Source organism: Janthinobacterium sp. 17J80-10 (genome assembly GCF_004114795.1).
In the GTDB taxonomy this organism is placed as follows: Bacteria; Pseudomonadota; Gammaproteobacteria; order Burkholderiales; family Burkholderiaceae_D; genus Paucimonas.
On sequence record NZ_CP035311.1, the window covers coordinates 76,308 to 103,241 of the forward strand.

A 26,934-nucleotide genomic window follows, 5' to 3' on the forward strand; every position below is an offset into this window, starting at 1 on the left:
GGATTTTCCAGCATGGAACGTATTATTCATTTCGGCTTCCTGACGACTGTCTCGATCATCATTGGAATGAGCCTGCTGCTTTACGGTGCGCTGTCGCAGTCGCAGGAATCCACCCTGCACTTGCAACAAATCAATAATATTTTGCAAGTCACGCACCAGCTACGGGAAAACTACGTCAAGGCAGAACTGGCGGCGCGCAGCTATGATGCCACCGGCAATCCAGTCAAACTGGATGATAACAAGCGTCTGCTAAGGGATCTCGGCCGCGATATCGCCGCGCTGGAGCCAATGCTCAGAAACATGCCCGAGCAACATCGCAGACAGCAACAGATGGCGGCAGTCTTCGTTGCCATGCAGGATCCGGTGCTGGACGCCACACTGCCAAACCGACCTGCCGGCAAGGAAGCCGGCCTGATGACCGAGGAGCGCCGCACTTTCTTCCAGCACGTCAGCGACATTTCGAATGGCACCCTGCGCGAGCTCAACGCCTACAACACCCAGTCGCAACGTCGCATCCAGGGTACCCTGCAAGCCCTGTTCGGCATGGTTGCCTTCGGCTTGCTGATTCTGGCGCCGACATACCTGAACGCGATCCGGCAGGTGCGCGCGCGCAAAATGGCAGAGCTGCAGCAGAAGGAAAGCAGCGAACTATTGCGCCTGACGGTCGATTCCGTGGAAGGCATGATCCTGTACGTTGACAGCAACCAGCGTTACAAATTTCACAGCAAATCGTACGAGCAGATGTTCAGCCGCGGCGGCCGGCCCATTGACGGCGTCACGGTGAACGAGGTGCTGGACAGAGACGCCTATGGCAAGGTCAGGGGCTTGATCGAACAGGTGCTGCGCGGACAGCCGGCGCACGGCGAATACCGGCGCTCCCTTCCGGACGGCAGCATCATGGATGTGCGCGTCAGCCTGACCGCCCACCTGAACAGTGCCGGGCTGGTCCAGGGGTTTTTCGGCCAGATCACCGATATCACCGAATACAAGCGCAAGGAGGCGCTGCTGCTGGAGAAAACTACATTCCAGAAGGCGGTGCTCGACAGCGCCCGCATATCCATCATTACCACCGACTGCGACGGCATCGTCCGCTCGTTCAACGTGGGCGCCGAACGCATGCTGGGCTACCGCGCCGACGAAGTGATCGGCAAGGCCACGCCGGCGCTCTACCACGACGAGCAGGAATCCCGCGAGCGGGCGCGGGAATTGAGCGCCGAACTGGGCGCGCCGGTCACACCGGGCATCGGCGTCTACATTGCCAAGGCCAGTCTCGGCCGTGTCGACGAAATGGAATCGACTTATGTCCGCAAGGATGGCTCGCGCCTGCCGGTATTTCTGTCGATCACCGCGCTGCGCACCGACCGGGGCGAGATCATCGGCTACCTGGGCATCGCCTTCGACATCACTCGCCAGAAGGAGTCCGAAGCCCAGCTCATCCAGGCACGCGCCGAGGCGGAAGCGGCATCGCGCGCCAAGAGTGCTTTCCTCGCCACCATGAGCCACGAAATCCGCACGCCCATGAACGGCGTGCTCGGCATGGCCGAAGTGCTGGCGCGCAGCAGGCTGTCGGCGCACCAGGCCGAAATGGTGAAGACCATCCGCGAATCAGCGGGCGTGCTGCTGAGCCTGATCGACGACATCCTGGATTTTTCCAAGATCGAGGCCGGCCGCTTCGAACTGGACCGCACCCCGGTCAGTATCCGCGACCTGGCCGAAGGCATCTGCACCTCGCTGCTGCCGGTGGCCGCGCGCAAGGGTGTCGAACTGGACGTGTTCATCTCGCCCGAGATCCCGGAACGGGTGATGGCCGACGACATGCGGCTGCGGCAATTGCTGTACAACCTGCTCGGCAACGCCATCAAGTTCTCCTCGGGGCGGCCCGACAAAGACGGTCGCGTCTGGCTGAGAGCCGAAGTGGCGCAGGCCGAGCCGCTGAAAATCGCCTTCCGCGTCATCGACAATGGCATCGGCATCTCCGCGGAAGCAGTGGACAAGCTGTTTTTCGCCTTCACGCAGGCGGAATCCTCCACCACGCGACGCTTCGGCGGCACCGGCCTCGGGCTGGCCATCTGCAAGCGGCTCGTCGAACTGGCGCACGGCGAGATCAGGGCGGACAGCACGCCCGGTGTCGGCTCGACCTTCACCGCAGTGCTGCCGCTTGCGCCGGCCGACGAACAACCGCCACCACCATTTCCAGACCTGGGCGGCCTCGAATGCATCGTGGTCGAGAGCCCGCATCTCGTCGCCGCCAATCTGCGCGCCTATCTGAAGCCGCAAGGCGCCCGGGTGCGCATCGCCGCCGATCTCGGCACCGCGGCGGCAATGGCGGCCGACATCGCGCCACCGGTGGTGGTCGTGCAGGACGCCGGCGACCGCCAGGCGGCGCAACGGGCGTTGCAGGAAGCTTTTGCCGGAATATCCGATGTGCGGCATTTGCTGCTGACACGCGGCAGCCGCAGGCAGGCACGCATCGAGGCGCCGCATGTGGTCAGCCTGGATGCCGATGCCATGCCCCGCCGCAACCTGCTGCATGCCGTCACCATGGTGGCCGGCCTTGCCGTGCCGCCCCTGCTGTCGGACCATGCCACCGGCAAGAAGGCAGCAGCAGCGCAAGCACCGGAGGCTGCCAAGGCCCGTACCGGCAGCGGGCTGATCCTGGTTGCGGAAGACGACCCCATCAACCAGAAAGTCATCCTGCGTCAACTGGACCTGCTTGGCTATGCCGCCGAAATGGCCGACAACGGGATCGAAGCGCTGCGCCTGTGGCGTAAAGGCAAGCATGCCTTGCTGCTGACCGATCTGCACATGCCGGAACTCGACGGCTACGGGCTGGCCATGACGATCCGCGCCGAAGAGCCTCAAGGCCGCCGCCTGCCCATCCTGGCGCTGTCCGCCAACGCCTTGCGCGGCGAAACCGGGCGCGCCATCGCCGCCGGCATGGACGGCTACCTGACCAAGCCGGTGCAGCTCGACATTCTGCAGCACGCACTGGAAAGTTGGATACCGCCCATCGGCACGCCGGTCGCGCCTGCTGACCCGGCGATCCAGGATGTTGGCGCATCGTCCGTGGTCGATATCGGCGTACTGAAAGCGCTGGTGGGCGATGACGACGAGGCGGTGCACGAACTGCTGACCGAATTTCACGCGACCGCCCGGCAGCAGGCGGACGAATTGCGGCGCGCAGTCTACGAAGGCGATTTCGGCCTGGCCGGCAGCGTCGCCCACAAGCTCAAGTCATCCTCGCGTTCGGTGGGTGCGCTGGCGCTGGGAGATGCCTGCGCCGAACTGGAAAATACCGCCAAGAGCGGCGAGAAGTCAGCGATCCTGAGCAGCATGCCGAAATTCGAGAAAGCCGCGACGGCGGTCAAAAACACGCTCGCCGGATTGTTGGCGGAACGCAACGAGAAGCTGGCGAGAGCGGGCCATGAAAATCCTCGTGGTTGACGACGACGGCTTTGCGCTCCAGCTGCTGGATCGCCAGCTGGCCAATCTCGGATTTTCCAATGTCGTGTCGTGCAACCACGCCCGGGAAGCACTGACGCGCCTGGAAAGCGACGCCGCCTACTTCGGGCTGGTATTTTGCGATCTGCAGATGCCGGAGATCGATGGCGTGGAGTTCGTGCGCCAGCTGGTGCGCATCGGTTACCGCGGCGGACTGGCGCTGGTAAGCGGCGAAGACGAGCGCGTCCTGCGCACTGCGGAAAGATTGGCCCGGGCTCACCATCTTGACGTGCTCGGCGCGCTGCACAAGCCGGTCACCCTGTCCGCGCTGCAGGGACTTCTGTCGTTGCGGCACGCCTCTCGCTGCGATGCGCCGGAATCGGCGCGTCACATCTATACGCCGCAGCAGCTGCGCGCGGCGCTCGACGGCAACCAATTGATCAACCATTACCAGCCCAAGGTAAGCCTCGCCAGCGGCGAGCTGGTCGGGGTCGAAAGCCTGGTGCGCTGGCAGCATCCGGACGATGGCCTGGTCGAGCCGGAGCACTTCGTCGGTATCGCCGAAAAGCACGGCCTGATCGACGATCTGACGCGCGTAGTGCTCGTCACCGCCCTGCGCCATGGCGGCGCCTGGCATGCCGGCGGCCTGCCGCTGCAGGTTGCCGTCAACATCTCGATGGAAAATCTCGGCGTGCTCGACTTCCCCGACATGGTCGAGCGGGAGGCCGCAGCGGCCGGCATGCCGCTCACGCACCTGGTGCTGGAAGTGACCGAAAGCTGCCTGATGAAAGACCCGCTGTCGCCGCTGGATATCCTCACGCGCCTGCGCCTGAAACGCATCGGCCTGTCGATCGACGATTTCGGCACTGGCCATTCCTCGCTGGCGCAACTGCGCGACATCCCCTTCACCGAACTGAAGATCGACCGCAGCTTCGTCCATGGCGCCAGTCGCAATTCGTATCTGCAGGTGATCCTCGAAGCCAGCCTGGCCATGGCGCGCCAGCTTGGCATGAAGACGGTTGCCGAAGGCATGGAAGAACGGGCAGACTGGAATTTGCTGCGTACCTGCTCCTGCGACGTGGCGCAAGGTTACCTGGTCGGCAAGCCAATGCCGGCGGCGGATTTGCCGGCCTGGCTACGGGAGTGGGAAGGCCGCCGCGGGGAACTGACCTCCAGGCCGGCGTGACGACGACAGCCAGCACTGCGCCGCCGCACACCTGCCGGCTTGCGCGCTTGCCTACGGTTTCTATCAAGGCTGCAAATACAATCCGTGGCGCGACGTATTCAACGCCAGCGCATGGCCATAATGTCAACGGGATTGACGATTAGGGTACGATGCGCGATGGGAGTTCCCGCTGCATCGGGATAAAAAGACCGACGGATTTATACTGTGTTCCCGCCTGCCATGAGTGATTCTAATGAAACTCGCCAACCTGTTGCATGACATTCCAGCGCAATTGCCCGTTGAAATGACCGACATCCTTGCGGCTGCCGGCACCGTCAGGATCGAGCGCATCGTCTCGCGCGGACATGCGTCCCCCCCCGATTACTGGTATGACCAGGACCAGCACGAATGGGTACTGTTGATGCAGGGCGCCGCCACCCTGCGGTTTGCCGGGGGCGACGAGGCCATGCAGTTGGCTCCCGGCGATTACGTCAACATCCCGGCGCACGTGCGCCATCGCGTCGACGCGACGGCACCGGACCGAGACACCGTTTGGCTGGCGGTTTTTTACTAGGCAAGCGCGGACATTCCAGCAACATGCCGCGGTAAAAATTTACCAAAAGCAATTTCCCCATGCGACAATCGCTCCCATCGTTTTAGCCAAGCGATCCTTATGCAACGCGATACCCTGGTTTATTGCAATTCCGCCGACCTGCCCTGGGTCCCGTGGGCCTTGCCCGGCGCCACATTCAAACTATTGCACGCCGATCCGGACAGCGGGCGGTTTTCCCTGATGATCCGCCTGGCCGCTGGCATCGAGGCGCCCAGGCACCGGCATGTGGGCGCCGTCGAGGGGTGCGTGTTGTCCGGCGGCTTTTATTACGACGACCAGCCTGACGTCTGGTTCGGCCAGGGCTTTTACCTTCTGGAGCGAGCAGGCGCGGTGCACCGCCCGGTCAGTCCGCAAGGCGCGGAAATGTTCGCGCTCTACCAGGGCGCCGTCGAAGGGCTAGATGCAGCAGGCAATGTCACCGGCCGCATCGACTGCACCTGGCACATGCGGGCCTGGCGTTTGCATGCAGCAAACGCCCGCAGGCGCCGCCAAAACGGCACGACATCATCATGAGCAGCGTGAGCACGGGCGCACGAAGCCGTCTTGGGCGGTATGCACTCATCGTCCTGATCGTCCTGGTGGTGCTCGCCGTGGCGGGCTTCTTTGGATTGCGCTACGCCACCACCCTGCTCAAGACTCAGGTCGAGGCCGCGCTGGGCGACACCAGCGAAATCGGCGCCATCGAAGTGGGCTGGTCCGCCATCGAAGTCCATGACCTGCGCATCCGCGCGCCACGCGACTGGCCGGCGCAGGATACATTGCAGGCCGCCAGGATCACCATCGTGCCCGACCTGCGCGGGCTCTTGTCGGACCGCTCGCGCATCAGAATCCACAGCATCACGGTCAATGACGCCTATCTTTCCGTGCTACGCACCCGCAACGGCCGCCTGCGCCTGCTGCCCAGCTTGCTGGAAACAAGAAAGGCAGACAACAGCGCTGGCATGGCCGTCGAAGTCATTATCGGCAAGATCGAATTGCAGCAAGGGCGGATTGAATTCTTCGATGCCAGCGTCAAGCAGCCGGCCCACCGCATGCGCCTGGAACAATTGAATGCCAGCGTGGGGCATTTGCAAGTCCCCAGCCTTGCCGGCCGCACCTCCATGCAAGTCGATGGCGTGGTCAAGGGTGTGCAGCGCGACGGCAAAGTGGCTATTGCCGGCTGGCTTGAACTGGCAACCAAGAATTCCCAATTAACGAGCCGCCTGACGGGCGTCGACCTGGTGGCACTGCAACCCTACCTCATCAAGGCGGCGGAAACCGGCGTCAAGCGGGGCGTGCTGGATTTGCACCTGCAATCGACAGTCAAGGCCAATCACTTGCATGCGCCTGGCAAGCTGACCCTGACCGACCTGGAATTGAGTGAAAAAGGCGGCAGTTTCGGCACCTTCATGGGCTTGCCGCGGCAGGCCGTGATTGCCGGCTTAAAGGACCGCAACAACCGGATTACCGTGCAATTCACGCTGCAGGGCCGGCTCGACGATCCGCAATTTTCTCTCAATGAAAGTTTCGCCAAGAGTATTGGCGCCGCCACCGCCGGTTTGCTCGGCATTAGCATCGAAGGCCTGGCGCGCCAGCTCGGCAACGCACCGCAAGCCATCGGCTCGGCCATCAAGAACCTGTTCGGGCAATAGCGCAAGTGTCCATGCAGTAAACCGAACTTTGCGGGCACGTTTGACTCCACTAGCTATTCTCTAGCGTGGAGCGACATCATGGAAACTACCCAGGGACTGGAGGGCTTGCGTGTGGCGGTCCTGCTCACCGATGGTTTTGAGCAATCCGAATTCACCGGTCCGCGCGAGGCCCTGCAGCAAGCCGGCGCCAGCGTCACCGTCGTGTCTTCGCATCTGGGCCAGGTGCAGGGATTCAAGCACTTCGACAAGCTGGATGCCTTTGATGTCGACCTCACCTTCGACGATGCCGACCCTGAAGATTTCGATGCCGTGCTCTTGCCCGGCGGCGTCGTCAATGCCGACCAGATCCGCATCGCGCCGCAGGCGCAGCAATTCGTGCAACGCATGCAGGATGATGGCAAGACCATTGCCGTCATCTGCCACGGCGCATGGCTGCTGGTGTCTGCCGGCCTGGTGCGCGGGCGCACGCTGACCAGCTGGCCGACGCTGCAGGATGACATCAAGAATGCGGGCGGTCACTGGGTCGACCAGCAGGTTGCCGTGGATGGCAACTGGGTCAGCAGCCGGCGACCGGGAGATATCCCCGCCTTCAATGAAAAGCTGATCGACAAGCTCAGTGAGCGCATCAACCTGAGCGTGCGCGGCACCGCTGACGAACAGCGTCCGGGAATCGGCAGCTGAGCAGTTGCACGCGCGGCAGGCGGTCGCAACGCCGCATGCGGCATTTTGACAGGCGCGCGCTTAATGCGGCTGCGGGAAATGCGGCAGTTCGGCGGCCAGCACCGGGTGCATGAAATAATGCCCCTGGAATTCATCGCATCCTTGCGTGCGTAGAAAATTGAGCTGCTCGATCGTTTCCACACCCTCGGCGACGACTTTCAAGTTCAGGCTCTTGGCCATGATGAGGATGGCGCGGATGATGGCGGCATCGTTGGCGTCATCATCGAGGTCGCGCACAAAAGACTGGTCGATCTTGAGCTTATCGACTGGAAAATGTTTCAAGTAGCTAAGGCTTGAATAGCCGGTGCCAAAGTCATCCACTGCCAGCACCACCCCCATCGCACGCAAGGCGTGCATGGTGTCCATCGCGGAGCCGGCCGTATCGATCAGGACGCTTTCAGTGATTTCCAATTCCAGCAATTGCGGCGCCAGCGCAGTCTGCCGCAAGACCTCGCGCACTTTTTGCAGAAAATCCTTTTGGCGGAACTGGATCACCGAAAGATTTACGCCCACCATCATCGGCGTGCCCTCGTCCTGCCACAGCTTGGCCTGCCGACAGGCCGCCAGCAATACCCAGTCGCCAATGGGGACAATCAGGCCGCACGCTTCCGCCGTCTGCAGGAAGTGCGCGGGCGCCAGTATGTGACCCTCCGGATGCCGCCAGCGCAACAAGGCTTCCACGCCGACGATGCGGCCACTGGCGATCTCGATTTCCGGCTGGTATTCCAGGAAAAACTGGTTCTGCTCCAGCGCCGTACGCAGCTGATTTTCCAGCGTCATCCGCGCAACGATGCGGACATTCATGGCATGGTTAAAGAACTGGTAATTGTTGCGGCCGTGTTCCTTGGCATGGTACATCGCGGTGTCGGCATTCCTGAGCAGGACATCCATGTCCTGTCCATCTTCGGGATACAGGCTGATGCCGACGCAGGTGGTGATCGACAGCATGTGTTCCTCGATATGGCAGGGCATGCCCATGGCTTGCAGGATGTTGGCCGCGATATGCCCTACCTGCTCGATGCCGCCGATTTCCGTCAACATCACGACGAATTCATCGCCGCCCTGGCGGCTCACGGTATCGTTGCTGCGCACGCATTTTTTCAAGCGTTCGGCGACCAGCTGCAACAGCTTGTCGCCAATATGATGGCCCAGTGAATCGTTGATATTCTTGAAGTGATCCAGATCGAGAAACAGCACGGCAAGCTTGCTGCGGTTGCGGCGGGCGTTGGCAATCGCCTGTTGCAACCGGTCCAGCAGGAGCACCCGGTTGGGCAATCCGGTCAGAAAGTCATGCTCGCTCAAGTGGCGGATGCGCTCTTCGGATGCCTTGCGTTCGGATATATCGTAGAAGATCACGATGAAATTGACCAGCCGCCCGTCATCCCGCACCGCTGAAATGGAAGCCCAGGCCGGAAATGCCTCGCCGTTGCCGCGACGCCCCCACAGCTCACCCTGCCAGTGGCCGGTGCGGTAGACCGCAGCGCGGATGGCATCGCACTCGGACAGGTCTTGTTCATCGACGCATAGCGAAGGGTCTTCGCGGCCGATGACATCCTGTGCGCGAAATCCCGTCGCCGTCGTGTAGGCGGCATTGACGGAATAAACGCGCCATTGCGCATCCAGGATAATGATGCCGTCGTGGCTGTTTTCGAAAACCTGCGCCGACAGGCGCAGCGCTTGTTCAGTCTGCTTGCGCTCGCTGATGTCGCGTACCATGGCATACATCATTTCGACGCCATCGGCTTGCACCGCCGTCACGGTTACCTCGCCCCAGAACACGCCATGGTCGCGCGTGCTGTATTGCCATTCGAAACGATGGCTGCCTTTTTCTCGCACGATCGCGTGCATTGCTTCCATTTTTTCCTGCGACAGGCGTCCGTCAGGCTGATGTCGCGGAGAAATCTGGTGTGGCACTGCGCCCTGCAGGTCCGCCTGGTTTTCGGCGTAGCCAAACAGGCACAGTGCTGCCGGATTAAATTCATGAAATTTTCCGTCTCGCAGCAATATGATGGCGTCGGCGGAATTTTTAAAAAATTCGCGGATGCGGGTGACGCTGTCAATATCGGCAGGCGAGATTGCTTGCTGGATGCCAGGCGCTGCCCCCTGCGGCGCCCCTTGCGCGCAAGGGGCGTCGTCGCGCATACCTGCATCCTCTGCGAGATTGCCGTGCATGCTGAGGCCAGCCCTTTCTTTTCTGTCCAAAAAACTTTTGTCGCGCATAGCCATTCCGTCTTTTCAAGAAAGCCGACAACGCCTGACGCGGTATTTTTTTGGCAAGACGGCAAATCCAGCATACAGCCTGGTGGCAAAAGTAAATTGCGCCGCAACCAGAAATCCCTGTGGATTTTTAATTAGTTGTTAGCTATTTGAGCGTAATTAACAAAATTTCCTCAATACAAGCTCCTCAACAACGCTTTTTGGAATGACGGAAAAGGGCCTTAGCGTTCTGCATCCTTTTTTACATTCCCATCAGGAAGTTTTTGGGTATTCGGGTCGCGTGTGCGCCCTTCATTGGTCGCGTCCGCAGGACTGCTCCGGGCGCGGTTTGCCTCTGCCGTCCCCGGTGTTGCGCCTCGCAAATCCGTATCCACCAGCCCGCGTTCAAGGTCATCGAACGCTTGCTGCATATCTTCACGGGGCGCGCCCATGGCTTGGCTGTCGGCAGATTCATCACGTTCATGCGGCAAGCGTGGAGACGCTGCGGGCGTGGTGGGAGGGGCTGTTTTGACTTGGCGTTGCTTCAGGGTACGTCGCATGGCATCCGCTTCTGGAAATCAATAGAATGCATTTCCATGCAATGCCCGTACCAAGCCCGGCCGCGGCGGCGGCACACGGCAAGGCCTTGCGCGCTGGCCAATCGACAGCTTGCCGGTCAGGCGGCCATATCAGTAAGAATTACAAGCGAACGTAACGAGCAGGGCAGGCATTACGCGGGCCCCTGCCCGCCAATGCGCTTTTTGGCAAGCAGGTATTCCTGTTCAAGGCGGTCGACCACATCGGCTACTGCAGGCGCATCATCGATCAGGCCGACACCTTGTCCGGCTCCCCAGATATCGCGCCAGGCCTTGGCCGCGCTATTGCCGCCGGAGCCGAAGTTCATGGCGCTCTTGTCCGCCTGCGGCAAATTGTCCGGGTCAAGACCGGCTTGCTGAATCGATTTTTTCAGGTAATTGCCGTGCACGCCCGTAAACAGATTGGTATAGACAATATCGGCAGCGGTGGCATCGATGATCGCCTGGCGGTAAGCATCGCTGACATTAGCTTCGCGGGTCGCCAGCCAGCGCGATCCGATATACGCCAGGTCCGCGCCCATCGCCTGTGCTGCAAGGATGGCGTCGCCCGAGGCAATCGCGCCCGAGAGCGCCAGTGGCCCGTCAAAAAACTTGCGCACTTCGCCCACCAGGGCAAATGGCGACAAGGCCCCCGCATGGCCGCCGGCGCCGGCAGCCACCAGGATCAGACCATCGACACCGGCTTCCAGCGCCTTGTGCGCATGGCGGATCGAAATCACGTCGTGCAGGACGATGCCGCCATAGCCATGAATGGCGGCGAGCATCTCGGGCGGCGGCGCCCGCAGGCTGGAAATAATGATCGGCACCCGGTGCCGCACGCATACCGCGACATCCTCGGCCAGGCGGTCGTTGGACTGGTGGACGATCTGGTTGACGGCGATCGGACCGACCAGCGCTTGCGGGTGGGCTGCCTGCCAGGCGGCCAATTCAGCCTGCATGTCGCTCAGCCAGGTATCGAGCATGGCGGCAGGACGCGCATTCAGGGCGGGGAAAGCGCCCACGATGCCGGCCTTGCATTGCGCAAGCACGAGTTGCGGACCACTGGCAATGAACATCGGCGAACCAATGACGGGCAAACGCAGTTTTTGCAATGTTGCAGGCAAGGCCATGACCTGTTCCTTTCACACATCAGATGCAAATTATAGGACAAAAAAGCACGGTCGTTCACCCAATTGCCATATTGAGATATGTTACTGTGTGGCAAAAATATTACATGCTTGAGATGAAAAGAATTCCTGTATACACGCATCAAGCCCTCGGCTTGATCATTGCGCTGTTCGGCGCCACCGTGGTCTTGCGCTGGATTTTCCAGTTAGACGCAGTTGCCCGCCTGATTCCCGGGTCGGAATCGATGGGCTTGAACAGCCCCCTGCTGTTTCTGAGCGCTGGAATTTTCTGCACATTGTTCCCGACAAGATGGCCGCCCTTGCAGCCGTTATTAAAATTATGCATCTTGCTGCTCTTGCTGCTGCCGGGGCTGACCATGATCCAGCACCTGTCCGGCGTCAGCCTGGGCATCGATTTCGTGCGGATGCCGACCGCGCCGACTGCCTCGATTCCCTATCCGGGACGCATGGCGCCCAACACCACGCTGGCCTTCCTGTGCACCGGGCTGACGCTGCTGCTGCTGTCGCGCCCGCAGCGCGGCCGCAGCAGCGAGCGCGTGATCACTGCGGCGATCAGCATCACCATGCTGGTGGGCTTCGCTGCGCTGGCTGGCTACTTCATGCGGCTGGACATGCTGTATCACATTGCCACATTCAACAAGATGCTGATGCCGACCGCGGCTGGCATGAGCATGCTCGGCTGCTGCCTCTGGCTGCTGCGCCAGCGCCTGCACCACGTCCGGGGCGCCACCGCCAGCGCCTACCAGCGACGCATCATCTGGCGCGCCGGCGCAGTGCTGACAGTTGTCGCCCTGGCCGCAGGCGTGGCCGGGTTTGCCGTGGTACGCAACGTGCTGGAAAAGGCATTGACCGACAACATGCTGTTCGCCACGACCACCAACGCCACCTCGATGGCCAACCTGCTGGAAGACAGGCTCGCCTTCCATCAGACGATCGTGACCCGACCCATCGTGCAGCGGCATTTCGCCCAGCTTGCCGATAACCCGCAGGATCCGCAGGCACGCGAGTTCCTGCAAAACACCGCCACCAACCTCTTGACTGCCGGCCCCACCGGCGTTCGCCTGCTGGACACCAGCGGCCGCACGGTGGCGGCCAGCGGCACGCTCCTGCGCGACCGCGCCGCTGTTGCGCATGCCTTGCGAAGCACGGGACGAGGCACGTCATACCTGGTCTGGCAAGACCGCTATTACCTGTATGCAGAAGCGCCGGCGATGGCCAACGGACGGCAGGTCGGCACGATCATCACCGAACAACCGATGCCCGCCTTCGACAGGCTGATGCAGGTGATCCGGAACAGCGGCGACTCGACTGACGTGCTCCTGTGCAGCCATAGCCAGGGCGCTGCACTGTGCGCGCCCAGCCGCTTCAACCCGACAGTCACCCGGGTTCCGGCGCTGCGTGAAGGCAAGCTCCATGACTTGCCGGTCCATCACGCCCTGTTAGGCCAGAGCGGCGTGCGCGCCCTGCACGACTTGCGCAATGTGCCGGTATTCGCCGCCTATTCGCCGTTGCAGGATTTCGGCCTGGGGCTGGTGATCAAGATGGATTCCGACAGCATGTATGCGCCCTTGAAAGAACAGACGCAATTGCTGACGGCGCTGCTGGTGGCGCTGGTGGCGCTCGGCACCGCTGCCGCGAACCTGGCGGTGCGGCCGCTTCTGGACCGCATCGAACAAGATGTCAGCGAGTTGCGCGTGGCCGAAGAAAAGCTGGCCGGCAGCGAGAAGCGCCTGCGCGCCATTGCCGACAATCTGCCGGTACTGATTTCGTATATCGACAGCAAACAGACCTATCGCTTCGTCAACCGCACCTTCGAGGCGTGGACCGGCAAGCCCCCGCAACAGGTGCTCAACCGCGATGTCGCCGAAGTGCTGGGCGAAGAAAAATTTGCGGCGCGCCGCGACAAGCTTGCCCGCGCGCTGGCGGGGGAACGGGTCGAATTCGAACTTGCCACCATGGGCGCCGGCGTGCTGCGCCAGCTGCATACCATCTATATTCCCGACAGGGCCGCTGATGGCGCGGTGCAGGGCATCTACACGCTCAGCACCGACATCACTGCGCTGCACGCCGCGCAAGAACAGCTGCAAGCGATGGCGCGCTTCGATGCCCTGACCGGTTTGCCGAACCGCTACCTGATGAATGAGAAATTGCTGGAAGCAATCGCCCGCTGCCGCCGCTCGGGCGCGCCGATGGCAGTCATGTTCCTCGATATCGACCATTTCAAGACCATCAACGACAGCCTGGGCCACGCCGCCGGCGATGCAGTGCTGAAGGAATTCGGAAGGCGCCTCAAAGCCAGCGTGCGCGAGACGGACATGGTATGCCGCCTGGCAGGCGACGAGTTCCTGATCATCCTGGAAAACCTTGGCAGCGCGGCAGAAACCGAAAACATCGCCACCAAGATTCTCGCCAATGCCAGCGCCCCCTGCGAGATCCTGGCTCAGCCACTGCGCATTTCCACCAGCATCGGCATTGCCTATTGCGATGGCCAGCCATTGCTGCCGGATGCCCTGATCGACCAGGCAGACCAGGCCCTGTACCAGGCCAAGCAAGGCGGCCGCGCCACGTTCCGCATGCGCCTCTGCTGAGCTACTGCCGGCGCCTGGCGCCGGCTCAGGCCGCCAGGCGCATGTCGAAGACGGCAGCGGCGTCCGGCAGCAGCGGCTCGTTGGGCGCTTCCGGGTCGTTCAAAACCGCAAACAGGTAATCGATATTGATCGCCTGGATCAGCAAGTCGCCGCCATTGGCCTTGATGACCTGAGTAATCAGCATGCCGCCTTCGCCGTTGGCCAGCGGCGTCGGAATGATTTGCCCCGCATCGAATTCCGGCACGCCGTGCAAGTCTTCCACCAGCAAGCCGATGATCTGGCCGCCATGGGAAACAATCATGACCTGGCTGGCGGCATCAAGCGGCGTCGGCTTGCCCCGCATCAGGTGGCCGAGGTCATAGACCCAGGCAAAACGTTTTTCCTCGCCCTGGTGTTCCAGCGAAATGATGCCGACCCGTTCCGGCCGCCCGCCCATCGAGACGCGCGAGATGCGCTGGGCCGGCAGCGCCTGCTGGGCATGTTCCGCCGCAATCGCAAACAGGCTGCCATCGAGGTAGAAGGTGGCGAATTCACGTCCGCCGGCGCCCGCGTCGACCAGGGTATCCTGGCGGTTCCGCGCAGCCACCTCGCGCACCTGGCCGAAGTAAGTGAACACTACCGCCAGCACATCGTCGGCGTAGCCATCGGCCACCTTGAACTCGCGGTAGCCGCTGGACGCGGTGACGCCGATGACGGCGTAATGGTCGTCATCTTCCACGATGCGCGAGGTGCCACTGCCGTTGGGCAGCTTCAGCATGGCAGGATCCATCTCCAGCGTGCTGCCGACCGGACGCCGCGGGTCCGTGCTGGAAATGATGCGTCCCTGGCGGTCGACATAAAAGGCGTGCGCGGCATCCTTGCCGGCCAGGCCGCTCTTGAGCATGGCCGCAAACTCCACCGTGGCGTCGAACACGATGCCGATACCGCCAACGATGGCAGTGTCATTGTCGGCATCGCGGATTGCCGCATGGTAGACATAGGTCGGCGCGCCGTCATATAGGGCAGTGGGCACAAACGGCGTGACATGGTAATTCTGTTCGCCGCGCAGCGCCTTGACGCTGGCCAGGGTGGCGGCATCGAGCGTGGTGCCGACAATCGAGGCGCCCTCGCCGTCGCGGCTGCTGGCGACGATGACGCCATGGCGGTCGTAGACGAAGATGCGGGTATAGACGGTGTAGAGGCGGTTGATGTAATCGAGGATGTCGGTCACCTGCTGGACCGATTCCAGATCCATTGCTTCCTCGGCCAGGCGCATGCGCAATTCCGGCGTCAGCGCCCACCAGCGGCAATCATCCGAACGTTCGTACAAATTGCGGTCGAGAAGATCGACCAGCAGATGCGAGACGAACTCGACATCGTCCAGGCTGGAGCCGATCACGGTCTGGTACAGGTCGCGGATCGATTGCGAAAACAGTTCATTGCTGCGGTTGCCGGTTTCACCGATCTGCTCGAGGATGGTCTTGAGCTTTTGCAATTCGCCGCGCTGTCCTGCCGTCATCACCTGACCATTCCAGACCACGCGCCGGATGGTGTCGGCGGCGGTCATGATTTCGAACAGCGGCGGGCAGAAGGAACGCGCATGGGTCAGGAGTCCTTCCGCGCTGTCCGGGTCGAGGTCGTCAAGGGCGTTGCTGGCAGCGCCGGAAAACGCCACCTCGACCGGGATCATCACCTGGCCCTGCCATCCCGGCGGCCCCATGTAGCCCTGGTAGCCGGCGGCTGAAAAGGTGCGCACGAGGTACTCGCGCCCGCCGTACACCATCAGGTGTGAGCTGCCCGCGCGGTTGACCGGGACGATCGTGCCGACATCGATCCAGCTGCGGTCAGCGCTGGCAATGACGCGGTTGTCACCGTCCAGCAGCAGCATGTTGAAGCGGTCTTCCTCTTCACGCAGCGAGCGGAAAATGCCCGCCATTTCTTCCTCAAAATTGAAGCACAGGCACAAGACACCGACCACGGCACCCGTCTGCGGATCCAGCATGCGCTGCGAATAGATCAGCGCCTGTTTCTTGGACGGCCGCAAGTCGGTGGCACGGAACGTCTGCACGTAGCCGGTGGCGCCCAGCGTCTGCGCAAGCAGGGGATCGACGCTGCCTTCTACCGGGCTTTCCTCGTCGATCTGCACCAGCACGTTGCCTTTGGTGTCGAGCAGCATGATCTCGTCATACACCGTGTACTTGTTGCGGTACGCGCGCAGGCGGTAGCGGATGGCCTCGACATTGTCGGTGGCGCCGGCAACGAATTCGCACAGTTCGCGGTCGGTGGCCAGAAAGCCGACGTCGGCGGTGCGCTCGTACAGGTTGCGCACCACGATATCGATGACGTATTGCGCCTTGGCGCCGATTTTGGCGAGCACGGTGGCGACCTTTTCGCGCACCAGGCTGGTCACCAGTTCTTCCTCGAGCCGGTTGAAGCCGGCCCGGGTCGCAGCCATCGTAGGCAGGATGGTCCGTGCCTCGGTCGGGCAATTCATCTTGGCAGACGACTCGATCATGCGCCACATCAGGTTCAGTTCGCGCAGGGACTGTTCGCAACGGATCACGTCGCGCATGTACGGCAGAAAATTATCGATCTGTAGCGATGCTGGGGTTTTCATGACGAGACTCCTTGATGCGGACGATTTTTGTTGTGCATGCCGATCAGTTCCTGCAGCGGCAGCGGCCGGCTCAGCAGATAACCCTGCATGAAGCTGCAGCCGAACTGGGCCAGGTACAGCAACTGGGCATCGGTTTCGACGCCTTCGGCCACGACGTCGAGCTTCATGTGGCGGCCGAGGTCGATAATGGAACGGATGATTGCGCCGTCGCCGCGGTCATGCGGCAGGCCGGCAACGAACGAACGGTCGATCTTGATTGAGGTGATCGGCAGTTTCTTGAGGCGCGACAGCGAGGAATGGCCGATGCCGAAGTCGTCCAGGCTGATGTTAAAGCCCAGTTGACGCAACATCTGCATCACCGGCACCACTTTTTCCGGTTGCTTCATGACCATGCCTTCGGTCAGCTCCAGGCAGACATGCTGGGCAGCGATGCCGCAGGAAGCAACCACTTCGGTCAGCTCGTAGGGCAAGCCGCTGTTGGTGAATTCCGGCGCCGCCATGTTGACGTTGACCCGCAAATCGGTCATGCCCGCGCTGTGCAGCACAGCCAGGTCGCGGCAAGCCTGCCGCACGACCCAGCGGCCGATCTGCACGATCAGCCGGCTTTTTTCCGCGATCGGAATGAACATGTCGGGAGGCAGCAGCTCGCCGCCGGGCTTGCGCCAGCGCAGCAAGGCCTCGACTGCCACCATGCGGCTGCCGTAGTGGTCGAACACCGGCTGGTATTCGAGGTGAAATTCGTTTTCCGCCAGTGCCCGGTGCAGCTGGGCTTCGATGGTCAGCTGGCGCGCCAGGTTCGACTGTTGCTGCGCCAGGAGCAGGTTGCCGTTATCGGAGCAAAAGCAATAGGCATTGCGTCCGCTTTTCTTGCTGCGGTACATGGCTTCATCCGCACTGCGCAGCAGTTCCTGGGGATTCCAGCCGTTTTCGGCGAACATGCTGATGCCGATGCTGGTGGAGACCTTGAGTTCATGCCCTTCGAACTGGAACGGCGCGCGCGCGGCCAGCAAGATGCGTTCGGCCAGTGCCTGCAACGCCGCGGTGGCGTCGGCGCCGGCAAATGCCTGGGGCGCCAGGACGGCGAATTCGTCGCCGCCGAGCCGGCCGATCGTGGCATCTGCCGGCGCCAGCTTTTGCAGGCGCGCGGCAAACTGGCGCAGCACCAGGTTGCCGGCATCGTGTCCGAAGGCATCGTTGATCGGCTTGAAGCGATCCAGATCGATGTAGAGCAAGCCGAAAGGCGCGCCGCCCTGGCCGGCTTGCGCGCTCATGACTTCCAGCCTTTGATGGAAATGGTTGCGGTTGGCCAGGCCGGTCAGGTCGTCGGTCTGCGCCAGGCGGCGCATGATTTCCTGCTGCTCCATGCGTTGCACCGCCTGGGCGATCAAGCCGCCGATCACCGCCGACAGGTTTGGCAGTTGCGCATCGTGCTGGCGCGTCAGGGTACTGAAGAATTCCAGCACGCCCACGCTGTGGCGCCGGCCATCCGCGGCCACATACGACACGGGAAAGGCATAGCCGGATTCCAGCCCGCACTCGCGCGCCGAATCGCGCCGCAAAAAGCTGCTATCGCTTTTCATGTCCTCGATCCAGCACGCCTGGCCGGTGCTCCAGACATGGCCGACGAAACCCTCGCCAGGCGCCATGCGCACGTCGCGGCTCTCCCGGGTGAATGCCGCCAGCGCATATTCCGAGTGGTTCCAGTAATACTGGCAAGCCAGCTCGGGCTGTTCCATCGGCGCGTGCTGCATCTGCCAGTAGGCGCCCCACTCCCAGCCGAGATGCTCGCACACCAGCTGGATCACCCGCGGCACGGCATCTTCCAGCGAATCGGCGCCCACCAGCGATTGCGTCATCGAATAACTGAAGCGCTCGCGCATTTCGACGTGCCTCGCAGCAGTCACATCGACCAGCACGCCGGCATGCATGCCGGCCATGCCCCCGTCCTGCACCACCGACTTCATGCGCAGCCAGCGCAAGCCGCGGGTGCCCTGCAGCACGCGGAACTCATAATCGATGGTCACCCCGCGCAGCCGGGTTTGCATCAATGCCATGACCAGTTGCAGCATATCTTCCGGCACGACGTTGGTAAAACCTGCCTCCAGCGAGCGGTGCAAGCCCGGATCGACGTCGAGAAATTGCGCGGCGCCATGCGAGAGGATCAACTGGGCGTCGCGGGTATCGAGCCACCAGCGGCCAAAGCCCGCGGCGCTTTCCATCGTTTCCGGGAAGGCAACATGCGCCAGGAGTTCCGGCATGGCGGCAAACGGCCCGGCCTCATTATCCGTTGCCTGTACCTCGGAAGAGATCGATTGGTCATTCATGCTATTGCCTGCGTATTAGTGTTGTTTTATATCCATAAAGCAACATTCAGGCCATGACAAAACCTTGCGGTTTTAAGGGGAATTACCTGCTATGCAGGGTATTGGGAACATATTCGTAGAAAACAGGACGCTGCGGCACGCTTGTGGTGCGCCCTAAAATGGTGCTGATGAGCAAGACTAAGTCAGCGTGTGAACTGATATGCGCGGGCAATCTTGGCAAACTCCACCAGTAACGCGTCTGTGCCGCTATGGAAAGTCATGAACGAATTGCCGGCGCGTACCACGACACGTGGTGGAAAGAGCCAACCTGCATAGGGGATGCGAAGAATTTTGACGCTCAGGACGTCTGACCAGGCCACTTGCCGGGTATGCAATCCTGTCTGCCGTATCCCTACGTCATCAATGGTGGTGCGGGCATGCATGAACCAGTAATAGCTAATCCCGAGCATGAGGGCGGCACCCAGCAGCAGTAACTGAATCGTCCAGGGAAGTTGCAGCAATGGAAAGCGCATGGCGATCACGATGCCATACCCTGCCAAACCGAGAGACGTCGCCGTAGCCACTGCCTTGAACCTGAGACTGTAGGATGGCCCGGTTACTGCTTTTTCAGGTTCATACCTGCGTAAAGTCATGCGTTTAATATTAATCAATATACAAGTTTAAGTTGACGGCAAGATACGTGCTCAAGCTCGCCCTGCGCGTCGAATTGCCATTATGCAGGCAATTCGACGCGTCCCGGCGGAGGTACGTGCTTTTTGTCGGGACCGGCCGATAAATGTGCTCCGGGATGGCGGTTTTAAGAGTGGACAAGGCCTAATCAGGCGTTTAGACTTCCCGCAATTATAAAAAAGCGAACGGCCTGAACCGGGCCTGTTTGCAAACGAGACCGGGCTTGAAAGTTACTCAAACTCACTTTCGACATGAGCCTTATTAAGGAGAGATGCATGACCGACGCGCGTAACTACGATGCGTTGCCGATGAACTGGGTCGGTGATTATTCTGGCAAAAAGGCGCTGTTGACGCCGAACCTCGAAGCCATATTCGACCCGCATACTGGTTCCCACTACACGTACCGGCAAGTCGATGAGCGCGCCAACCGCGTCGCCACCTGGCTGGTAGACCATCTCGGCATCGCCAAGGGCGACCGCATCGCCCTCATTTCGCGCAACCGCATGGAATGCATCGACTTGTTTTTTGCCTGCGGCAAAATCGGCGCCATCCTTTGCCCGCTCTCCTATCGCCTGCAAAAGCCGGAACTGCGCGACCTGATGGCGCGCGAAATGCCCAAGGCGATCTTTGTCGAAGACATGTTTGCCGCCCTGGCCGATGACAGCGTCCTGCCGGCGCCGCAGCCGACCGTCATCTGCTTCGGTGACGACCTCCCGGCCTACGACACGATCCTGGCCACCGAAGCGCGCGACGTCAAGGTGCCGGTGGCGATGAACGACCCCTTCCTCTATATCCACACCGGCGGCACCACCGCCGTGCCCAAGGTCTGCATCGTGCCGCACCGGCAAATGATGTGGAATGCCTTCGAAGCCTTGCTGATGTCGGCAGGCTCGGCGCATGGCAAGGAACTGGTGCTGTTCCCGCTGTTCCATGTCGGCGGCTGGAACGTCTTCTTTTGCCTGTTCATGCGTAATAGCGTGGCCATCCCGCTGCGGCAATTCGATGCCGGCCAGATTCTCGACATGATCGACCAGAAGGTCATCAATCGCCTGGGCGTGGTGGAAGCCATGCTGCAGATGCTCAAGGCCCATCCCAAGTTCGAACAGACCGATTTCTCCGGGCTTGAATTGATCACCACGGCGGCGGCTCCCTGCTCCAGCGAAAGCCTGCAGCCTTTCTGGGACCGCGGCATCCCCACCAACCAGGCTTACGGCCTGACCGAGGCCGGCCCGTCAAATTTCGCCTTCCTAGCGCGCGAACCCGGACTCGACCATATCAAGGCCAATTCGCGCAAGGTCGGTACGCCCTTCTACTGCTGCGATTACAAGATCGTCGCCGAGGATGACCGCAACCAGCTGCAACCCGCGGGCAAGATCGGCGTGCTGTGCCTGCGCAGCTACCACAATTTCGACGGTTACCTGAACGACCCGGAGCGCACCGCCAAGGTGCTCGATGCCGATGGCTGGATCTATACCGGCGACCTCGCGGTCTGCGATGAAGAGGGCCTGGTATCGATCGTTGGCCGCGCCGACAATATGTTCATCACCGGCGGCGAAAACGTCTCCCCCGAGGAAATCGAAAACGCCCTGCGCAGCCATCCTGCCGTGGCGGCGGCCATTTGCGCCGGCATCCCCGACAAGAAATGGGGCGAAATCCCGGTCTCCATGGTGGTGCTCAATCCGGGCCAGCAAGCGACCGAAGCGGATCTGCGGACACACTGCAAGGGATTGCTGGCCGCTTACAAGGTGCCCAAAACAGTCGCCATCGAAGACGCAATCCCCTTGACCCCTGTCGGCAAGCTGGACCGCAAGGCGCTCAAAACCTACTTTAAAGCCAAAGAAGCCGCGTTCGGCTGAATGTCGCAGCGATGCGCCGGTGTGTGCAGATTTGTCACACCGGCGGCATTTTCAGCCACTTATTTACCTTTTCTAACCTTTTCCTCATTCCCCTCGGAAAACAAAACAGTACAATTAAAATTCGAGGAAGAATTGGCATAAAAATAACAAGCCATTGCCAATGAGCGGCCGTACAAAATAACGCGAACGAAGAGACGAAGGCAAATGAATCTGGCAAATGTAAGTATCCGAGTCCGGCTGCGTGTCGGACTGGGCGTTCTGTTGTCATTCCTGGCCGGCATGACTGTGCTGGCCCTTTCCACTGCAGGACCTGAGGCAAGCCGGGCGATGATTGGCGGCACCGGACTCGCCCTGATGGCAGCTGGCATGCTATGCGGCTGGTGGCTCAGCCGCAGCATCGTTGTGCCCTTGCAGGAAGCCATTGTCCTGGCCCAGCGCATGGCGGCCGGCGACATCAGCGAACCCTTCACCGCGCGCGGCCATGGCGAATTGCTGGAGCTGCAGCAATCGCTGCAGGAAATGAGCGAACGCATGTTCCAGATCGTTTCCAAGGTACGTTCCGGCACCACCGCCGTGGCGACCTCGGCCGGCTTCATCAATGGCGACAATACCGCGCTTTCCTCGCGCACCGAATCGCAGGCCAGCTCGCTCGAAGAAACCGCTTCGTCGATGGAAGAACTGACGTCGACCGTGCGCCAGAACGCCGACAACGCGCGCCAGGCCAACCAGCTGGTGGCCTCCGCCGCCAGCTCTGCCGTCAAGGGCGGCCATGTGGTCGATGACGTGGTCACCACCATGGGCTCGATCAAGGAAAGCTCGCGCAAGATCGTCGACATCATTTCCGTCATCGACGGCATTGCCTTCCAGACCAATATCCTGGCGCTGAATGCCGCGGTCGAAGCGGCACGCGCCGGCGAACAGGGCCGCGGCTTTGCCGTGGTGGCCGCGGAAGTGCGCACGCTGGCGCAGCGCTCGGCGTCCGCCGCCAAGGAAATCAAGACGCTCATCGGCGACTCGGTCGGCAAGGTCGATGCCGGCGGCAAGCTGGTCGACGAAGCCGGACGGGCCATGAAGGAAATCGTCTCCAGCGTCAAGCGCGTCGAAGACATCATGAGCGAGATCGCCGCCGCCAGCGCCGAGCAGAGCAGCGGCATCGAGGAAGTCAACAAGGCGGTGATGCAGATCGATGGCATGACCCAGCAAAATGCCAACCTGGTCGAACAGGCCGCCAAGACCGTGGTCAGCCTGCAGGAACAAGCCGTGCAATTGACCCAGGCCGTGTCGGTATTTAACCTTGGCGAGCGCGAATTCGGCAACGCCGAGGAAGCGCAGGCGCTGGTCGAGCGCGGCTGCGAAATCCTGCGCAACTATGGCAAGCAGGCTTTCTTCGATGAAGTCTGCAACCCGACCGGCCAGCTGATCGACCGCGACCTGTACCTGTCGGCGTGCGACGAAAACGACAAGATCATCGTGCATGGTACCCTGCCACGCCTGGTCGGCCTCGACGGCAAGGTGGTCAAGGACCCGGACGGCAAGTTTTTCATTGTCGAGATGCTGCGCGTCGCTCGCTCCCAGGGCAATGGCTGGGTCGATTACAAGTTCGTGCACCCGGTGACCAAGGAAGTCATGGCCAAGACCGCCTACGTCGGCGCGGTCGGCAACATCGTCATGTCCTGCGGCTTCTACAAGCGCTGATCGAGGAATTGTTGGAGGCGGCAGTTGAACTCCGCCGCCTTCTCATGAAACAGCACATGCCCGGCCTGTTCAAATAGCGCCAGTTCGGCGTGCGCGCCAATGCCCTGGGCCAGCGTGTGCGCATTCTTCACGGGCCAGACCACGTCATCCTCGCCGTGCATGACCAGCACCGGCACTTCAATCCGCGCCAGCCACTTGTAGTACGGCCGGGTATCCTGCACTGCCTGCAACTGCGCCTTGGCCGCATGCTCGGGTTGGGCGCCAATCTTGGCATACAGCCGGGCCGCATCGTCAAACACTTCCGGATGCGCCGCCAGGTATTGCGGATGAAAATACAGGCCAAACAGGGTTTGCAGACGCTGTTGCGGCGTAGCGCCGGGAAACGCCAGCTTCTGCAGCACCGACATCGAGGGAAAGGTAATGCGCGGGTCGCCGCCCGAGACGCCGGTGGAGACCAGCACCAGTTGCGCCACGCGTTCGGGATAATGGTGAATGAAGCATTGCACCAGCACGCCGCCCATCGAGGCCCCGACCAGGCGCACCGGTTCGGCGATGTCCAGCGCATCGAGCAGGCCCGCCAGGTCGGCCGCCATGGTATCCATGGTGTAGGGGCCGGGAGGCTTGCTGCTGCGGCCAGCGCCGCGGTTATCCAGCACGATCACGCGGTAAGCTTGCCGGAAGTGGGCGATCTGGGCGCGCCATGACTCGACCGTGCCGCCCAGGCCGGGCACCAGCACCAGCGGCGCGCCGGCGCCGAATTCCTCGTAGTAGAGGTCGATTCCATTGATTTGCAGAGTGGGCATGTGGGGCTCCGTGTGCGCTACACAATGATTAATGCGCGCGTTGCTGTACCAGGACCCAGGGCTTGACAACCACGGTCCACAGGGCAGCATCGGCTTCCAGCCAGCTCTGGGCCTGCGCATCGGAGACCTGGCCGATCTGGCCGGCAGCCATCCATTGCTGCACTGCCGCCGTGTTGTCCTGGGCAATCTGCACGGCGACCTCGACCAGGTCGAGCGCATCATCGACAACGATCACGTTGCCTGCAGCAAAAAAACGCTGCATTGCCGTCCAGGCAAAACGCGCAGTTTCACCGTTCAATGTGGCGCGCAGCGCATCCTCTTGCGAAATCGGGTCAGTCATGTTCAACGAAAATGGTAGTGAAGTTGCCGGTATTCTAAACGCTCGCGGCGTCGACGGTATAACCGGCGGCCGCTAGCGATTGAACAGCAGGATCAGCGAAAGGCCGGCCGCCACCACGGAGATGCCCATCGACAGCACGCAGATGCGCACCAGGCGCTGCGACTTGGCTTCCGCTGCCAGCGCCGCTTCCTCGATGGCGGTGACAGTGGTTTGCAGCTGTTCGGCCAGCTCGCGGATGTGCGCATCGTTTTGCGCTGCCACCGCCTGCAGTTCGGCGATCTGCTGCTGCACCGGCGCATTGGACGCCACGCCCACGTCGCCGCCTTTGGCGCGGGTAAAGATCGGCTTGGTTGCCGAAACGATGTCGCCGACATGCGGCAAAATCGCTTTCAGGGCGGGGATGATCCAGGGGGACATGCTGGGCTCCTTGCGCGGATGGGAACAAGGGCCAGTGTACCAAGTTTGCCGCAAACCACATTGCGGCAAACGATACCGCTACCCGGGCGCCTGCACGGTACGCCGGCAGGCTGTATTATTTTCATGGGCCGAAGTAATGTAAACGGCGCATTCAATGGTTTAATACGGCGTTGCTATTACTTCATAAAGGATCGGCATGGCCAGCAAAAAAAACGCGTCTGAAGACGATGATTCGATCTGGGTTGTCTACGAAGCACCGCCCGATTTTCCCGACCAGTATGTTGCCCGCCGTCTGCACATGAACCGCACGACTGGCGATTATGTCGTTGGCAATACGCTGATCGATGTGCGCAGCAAGCTGCCCAAGGGATTATTCCGGATCGAGCGCAGCGAGCGCGACGATCCGATGATTCGGGAATCGTGGATCTAGCATTCCCGTCTGGCGACAGACAGGGCGAGCGCTCAGGTGCCCGGCGGCAGGCCGTCGAAGAACTCGACCAGGCCTGTTTCCAGGGAATACTCGGCGCCCACCACCCGCAAGCCTTCTTTCTGGATCAACTGCTCGATGACTTCCGAGCCGTGCCGCAGCTGGTTGGCCGAGGCGCGGATGTTGGCGCGCACGGCCTGGTGCACCAGGGCGTCGTGATCGTGCCGCAACTCCGTCGCCAGCAAGCCTTCCACTGAAGGCCGCACGCGGTCGACAATGGAATGCAGGTTGCGCGACTGGTTTTCGCTTGGCCTTTGCAATTCCTCCAGGGTAGCGGTGATGGCGCCACAGCTCGAATGGCCGAGCACGACGACCAGGCGCGTATGAAAACGCTCGGCAGCAAATTCGACGCTGCCGACCTGCGATGGCGCGACAATATTACCCGCCACGCGGATGACGAACAGGTCGCCCAGGCCCTGGTCAAAAACGATTTCGGCGGGCACCCGTGAATCGGAACAGCCAAGGATGATGGCAAAGGGCTCCTGCCCTTCCGTCAGTGCGGTGCGGCGCGCATGGCTAGTGAGCGCATCGCTGTTTTTCGCATCCGAAACGAAGCGTAGATTACCTTCGCGTAGACGCTGCAATGCTTCTAGTGCTGAAATCATGTTGGTTCCCTCCTTCGCCTTAACCGTCAATTTCGCAGCGCGCATCCACGGCGGTGCCGCGCGCGGTCATGCCGAGCTTTTCCAGCAGGGCGCGGTCGGCGTCGATTTCCGGGTTGCCCGTGGTGAGCAGCTTTTCGCCATAGAAGATCGAATTGGCGCCCGCCACGAAGCACAAGGCCTGCACCGTCTCGCCCATCTGTCGGCGCCCTGCCGACAGGCGCACCCGCGCTTTGGGCATGGTGATCCTGGCCACCGCCACCGTGCGCACGAATTCCAGCGGGTCGATCGGCTCGGTGCCGTACAAGGGCGTGCCTTCCACCTGCACCAGGTTATTCACCGGCACGGACTCCGGGTACGGGTCCATGTTGGCCAGCTGCGCAATCAGGCCGGCGCGCTGCAGGCGCGATTCGCCCATGCCGACGATGCCGCCGCTGCACACCTTGATGCCGGCGCCGCGCACCCGCCCCAGGGTATCCAGGCGGTCCTGGTATTCACGGGTGGAAATGACGTCGCCATAGAATTCCGGCGCCGTGTCGAGGTTGTGGTTGTAATAATCCAGGCCGGCGGCGCGCAGGCGCTCGGCTTGGCCCTGCCCCAGCATGCCCAGCGTGACGCAGGTTTCGAGCCCCAGGGCTTTGACTTCGCGCACCATTTCCTCGACCTTCACCAGGTCGCGGTCTTTCGGCTCGCGCCAGGCCGCGCCCATGCAGAAGCGGTTGGCGCCATGGGCCTTGGCTTCGCGCGCTGCCTTGAGCACGGTGTCCAGCGGCAGGATCTTTTCAGCCACCACGCCGGTATCGTAGCGCGCTGCCTGCGGACAATAGCCGCAATCTTCGGAGCAGCCGCCGGTCTTGATCGACATGAGCGTGGCCAGCTCGACTTCGGCCGGGTTGAAGTATTCGCGGTGCGCCTGCTGGGCGCGGTAGAGCAATTCCGTGAAGGGCAGCTCGAACAGGGCGACGATGGCGTCCACCGGCCACTTGTCGGCCACGACGGGCGCAACGGGTGCAGGGGCAGTCTGGAATACGAGGGGTTGCGATGACATAAAAATCCTTTTCAAACAAT

At 61.6% G+C, this 26,934-nt stretch carries 21 protein-coding genes; 10 read left to right on the forward strand and 11 right to left on the reverse strand.

What is annotated here, in order from left to right; all coding sequences use genetic code 11:
* The first annotated feature begins 12 nt into the window (after nucleotides 1-12).
* The 6 genes from EKL02_RS00360 to EKL02_RS00385 all read left to right on the forward strand — a co-directional run bounded on the left by EKL02_RS00360 (nucleotide 13) and on the right by EKL02_RS00385 (nucleotide 7,531).
* Nucleotides 13-3,444, forward strand: coding sequence for a PAS domain S-box protein (locus tag EKL02_RS00360; RefSeq protein ID WP_128900170.1), 3,432 nt, complete (start codon nucleotides 13-15; stop codon nucleotides 3,442-3,444).
* A complete protein-coding gene (locus EKL02_RS00365) occupies nucleotides 3,425-4,627 on the forward strand; it encodes an EAL domain-containing response regulator (RefSeq protein WP_128900171.1) in 1,203 nt (400 codons plus the stop codon). The genes EKL02_RS00360 and EKL02_RS00365 overlap by 20 nt, the downstream gene beginning before the upstream one ends.
* A gap of 232 nt (nucleotides 4,628-4,859) precedes the next feature.
* A complete protein-coding gene (locus EKL02_RS00370) occupies nucleotides 4,860-5,180 on the forward strand; it encodes a cupin domain-containing protein (protein WP_128900172.1) in 321 nt (106 codons plus the stop codon).
* Between the two features lie 99 nt (nucleotides 5,181-5,279).
* Nucleotides 5,280-5,732 (forward strand): 2,4'-dihydroxyacetophenone dioxygenase family protein, encoded by a 453-nt coding sequence (locus EKL02_RS00375; protein WP_128900173.1) that lies wholly within the window; start codon nucleotides 5,280-5,282, stop codon nucleotides 5,730-5,732.
* On the forward strand, nucleotides 5,729-6,850 hold the full coding sequence (locus tag EKL02_RS00380) for a DUF748 domain-containing protein (protein ID WP_128900174.1): 1,122 nt from the start codon (nucleotides 5,729-5,731) through the stop codon (nucleotides 6,848-6,850). The genes EKL02_RS00375 and EKL02_RS00380 overlap by 4 nt, the downstream gene beginning before the upstream one ends.
* Nucleotides 6,851-6,928: 78 nt before the next feature.
* Nucleotides 6,929-7,531, forward strand: a complete 603-nt coding sequence (locus tag EKL02_RS00385; protein ID WP_128900175.1) for a type 1 glutamine amidotransferase domain-containing protein — start codon at nucleotides 6,929-6,931, stop codon at nucleotides 7,529-7,531.
* 60 nt (nucleotides 7,532-7,591) lie between these two features.
* On the opposite strand, the gene EKL02_RS00390 is transcribed toward EKL02_RS00385, so the two are convergent.
* The 3 genes from EKL02_RS00390 to EKL02_RS00400 form a co-directional block, all read right to left on the reverse strand.
* Nucleotides 7,592-9,712 carry an EAL domain-containing protein gene (locus tag EKL02_RS00390; RefSeq protein WP_164931899.1) on the reverse strand — a complete coding sequence of 707 codons (2,121 nt, stop codon included), beginning with the start codon at nucleotides 9,710-9,712 and terminating at the stop codon, nucleotides 7,592-7,594.
* A 296-nt stretch (nucleotides 9,713-10,008) separates the two neighbouring features.
* Nucleotides 10,009-10,326 (reverse strand): hypothetical protein, encoded by a 318-nt coding sequence (locus EKL02_RS18315; protein ID WP_206732427.1) that lies wholly within the window; start codon nucleotides 10,324-10,326, stop codon nucleotides 10,009-10,011.
* Between the two features lie 170 nt (nucleotides 10,327-10,496).
* Nucleotides 10,497-11,471: a nitronate monooxygenase family protein gene (locus EKL02_RS00400; RefSeq protein WP_128900177.1), complete on the reverse strand. Its 975-nt coding sequence runs from the start codon at nucleotides 11,469-11,471 to the stop codon at nucleotides 10,497-10,499.
* Between the two features lie 113 nt (nucleotides 11,472-11,584).
* Between EKL02_RS00400 and EKL02_RS00405 the strand changes: the two genes are divergently transcribed.
* Nucleotides 11,585-14,077, forward strand: coding sequence for a diguanylate cyclase (locus EKL02_RS00405; RefSeq protein WP_164931900.1), 2,493 nt, complete (start codon nucleotides 11,585-11,587; stop codon nucleotides 14,075-14,077).
* Between the two features lie 25 nt (nucleotides 14,078-14,102).
* Here the strand turns inward: EKL02_RS00405 and EKL02_RS00410 are convergent, their stop codons facing one another.
* From EKL02_RS00410 to EKL02_RS00420, 3 genes are all read right to left on the reverse strand, one after another.
* The gene (locus EKL02_RS00410) at nucleotides 14,103-16,673 is read right to left on the reverse strand and encodes a chemotaxis protein CheW (protein ID WP_128900179.1); all 2,571 of its coding nucleotides are present in this window, start codon (nucleotides 16,671-16,673) and stop codon (nucleotides 14,103-14,105) included.
* The gene (locus EKL02_RS00415) at nucleotides 16,670-18,997 is read right to left on the reverse strand and encodes an EAL domain-containing protein (RefSeq protein ID WP_128900180.1); all 2,328 of its coding nucleotides are present in this window, start codon (nucleotides 18,995-18,997) and stop codon (nucleotides 16,670-16,672) included. The genes EKL02_RS00410 and EKL02_RS00415 overlap by 4 nt, the downstream gene beginning before the upstream one ends.
* A gap of 182 nt (nucleotides 18,998-19,179) precedes the next feature.
* On the reverse strand, nucleotides 19,180-19,629 hold the full coding sequence (locus EKL02_RS00420) for a hypothetical protein (RefSeq protein WP_128900181.1): 450 nt from the start codon (nucleotides 19,627-19,629) through the stop codon (nucleotides 19,180-19,182).
* Between the two features lie 312 nt (nucleotides 19,630-19,941).
* On the opposite strand from EKL02_RS00420, the gene EKL02_RS00425 reads away from it, so the two are divergent.
* Together EKL02_RS00425 and EKL02_RS00430 are read left to right on the forward strand one after the other, a co-directional pair.
* On the forward strand, nucleotides 19,942-21,522 hold the full coding sequence (locus EKL02_RS00425; RefSeq protein ID WP_164931901.1) for an AMP-binding protein: 1,581 nt from the start codon (nucleotides 19,942-19,944) through the stop codon (nucleotides 21,520-21,522).
* A 204-nt stretch (nucleotides 21,523-21,726) separates the two neighbouring features.
* Entirely contained in the window at nucleotides 21,727-23,217 is a 1,491-nt protein-coding gene (locus EKL02_RS00430; RefSeq protein ID WP_128900183.1) for a methyl-accepting chemotaxis protein, read from the forward strand.
* On the opposite strand, the gene EKL02_RS00435 is transcribed toward EKL02_RS00430, so the two are convergent.
* The 3 genes from EKL02_RS00435 to EKL02_RS00445 form a co-directional block, all read right to left on the reverse strand.
* On the reverse strand, nucleotides 23,205-24,020 hold the full coding sequence (locus EKL02_RS00435) for an alpha/beta hydrolase (RefSeq protein ID WP_164931902.1): 816 nt from the start codon (nucleotides 24,018-24,020) through the stop codon (nucleotides 23,205-23,207). The two genes, EKL02_RS00430 and EKL02_RS00435, sit on opposite strands and share 13 nt — an antisense overlap.
* 28 nt (nucleotides 24,021-24,048) lie before the next feature.
* Nucleotides 24,049-24,360 (reverse strand): DUF2288 domain-containing protein, encoded by a 312-nt coding sequence (locus EKL02_RS00440; RefSeq protein ID WP_128900185.1) that lies wholly within the window; start codon nucleotides 24,358-24,360, stop codon nucleotides 24,049-24,051.
* Nucleotides 24,361-24,432: 72 nt separating this feature from the next.
* Nucleotides 24,433-24,777 (reverse strand): hypothetical protein, encoded by a 345-nt coding sequence (locus tag EKL02_RS00445; protein WP_128900186.1) that lies wholly within the window; start codon nucleotides 24,775-24,777, stop codon nucleotides 24,433-24,435.
* Between the two features lie 196 nt (nucleotides 24,778-24,973).
* Here EKL02_RS00445 and EKL02_RS00450 point away from each other — a divergent pair, with 196 nt between their 5' ends.
* A complete protein-coding gene (locus EKL02_RS00450; RefSeq protein WP_128900187.1) occupies nucleotides 24,974-25,207 on the forward strand; it encodes a hypothetical protein in 234 nt (77 codons plus the stop codon).
* Between the two features lie 32 nt (nucleotides 25,208-25,239).
* Here the strand turns inward: EKL02_RS00450 and EKL02_RS00455 are convergent, their stop codons facing one another.
* A complete protein-coding gene (locus EKL02_RS00455) occupies nucleotides 25,240-25,869 on the reverse strand; it encodes a carbonic anhydrase (protein ID WP_128900188.1) in 630 nt (209 codons plus the stop codon).
* 19 nt (nucleotides 25,870-25,888) lie between these two features.
* On the reverse strand, nucleotides 25,889-26,914 hold the full coding sequence (gene bioB / locus EKL02_RS00460; protein WP_128900189.1) for a biotin synthase BioB: 1,026 nt from the start codon (nucleotides 26,912-26,914) through the stop codon (nucleotides 25,889-25,891).
* Nucleotides 26,915-26,934 lie beyond the last annotated feature (20 nt).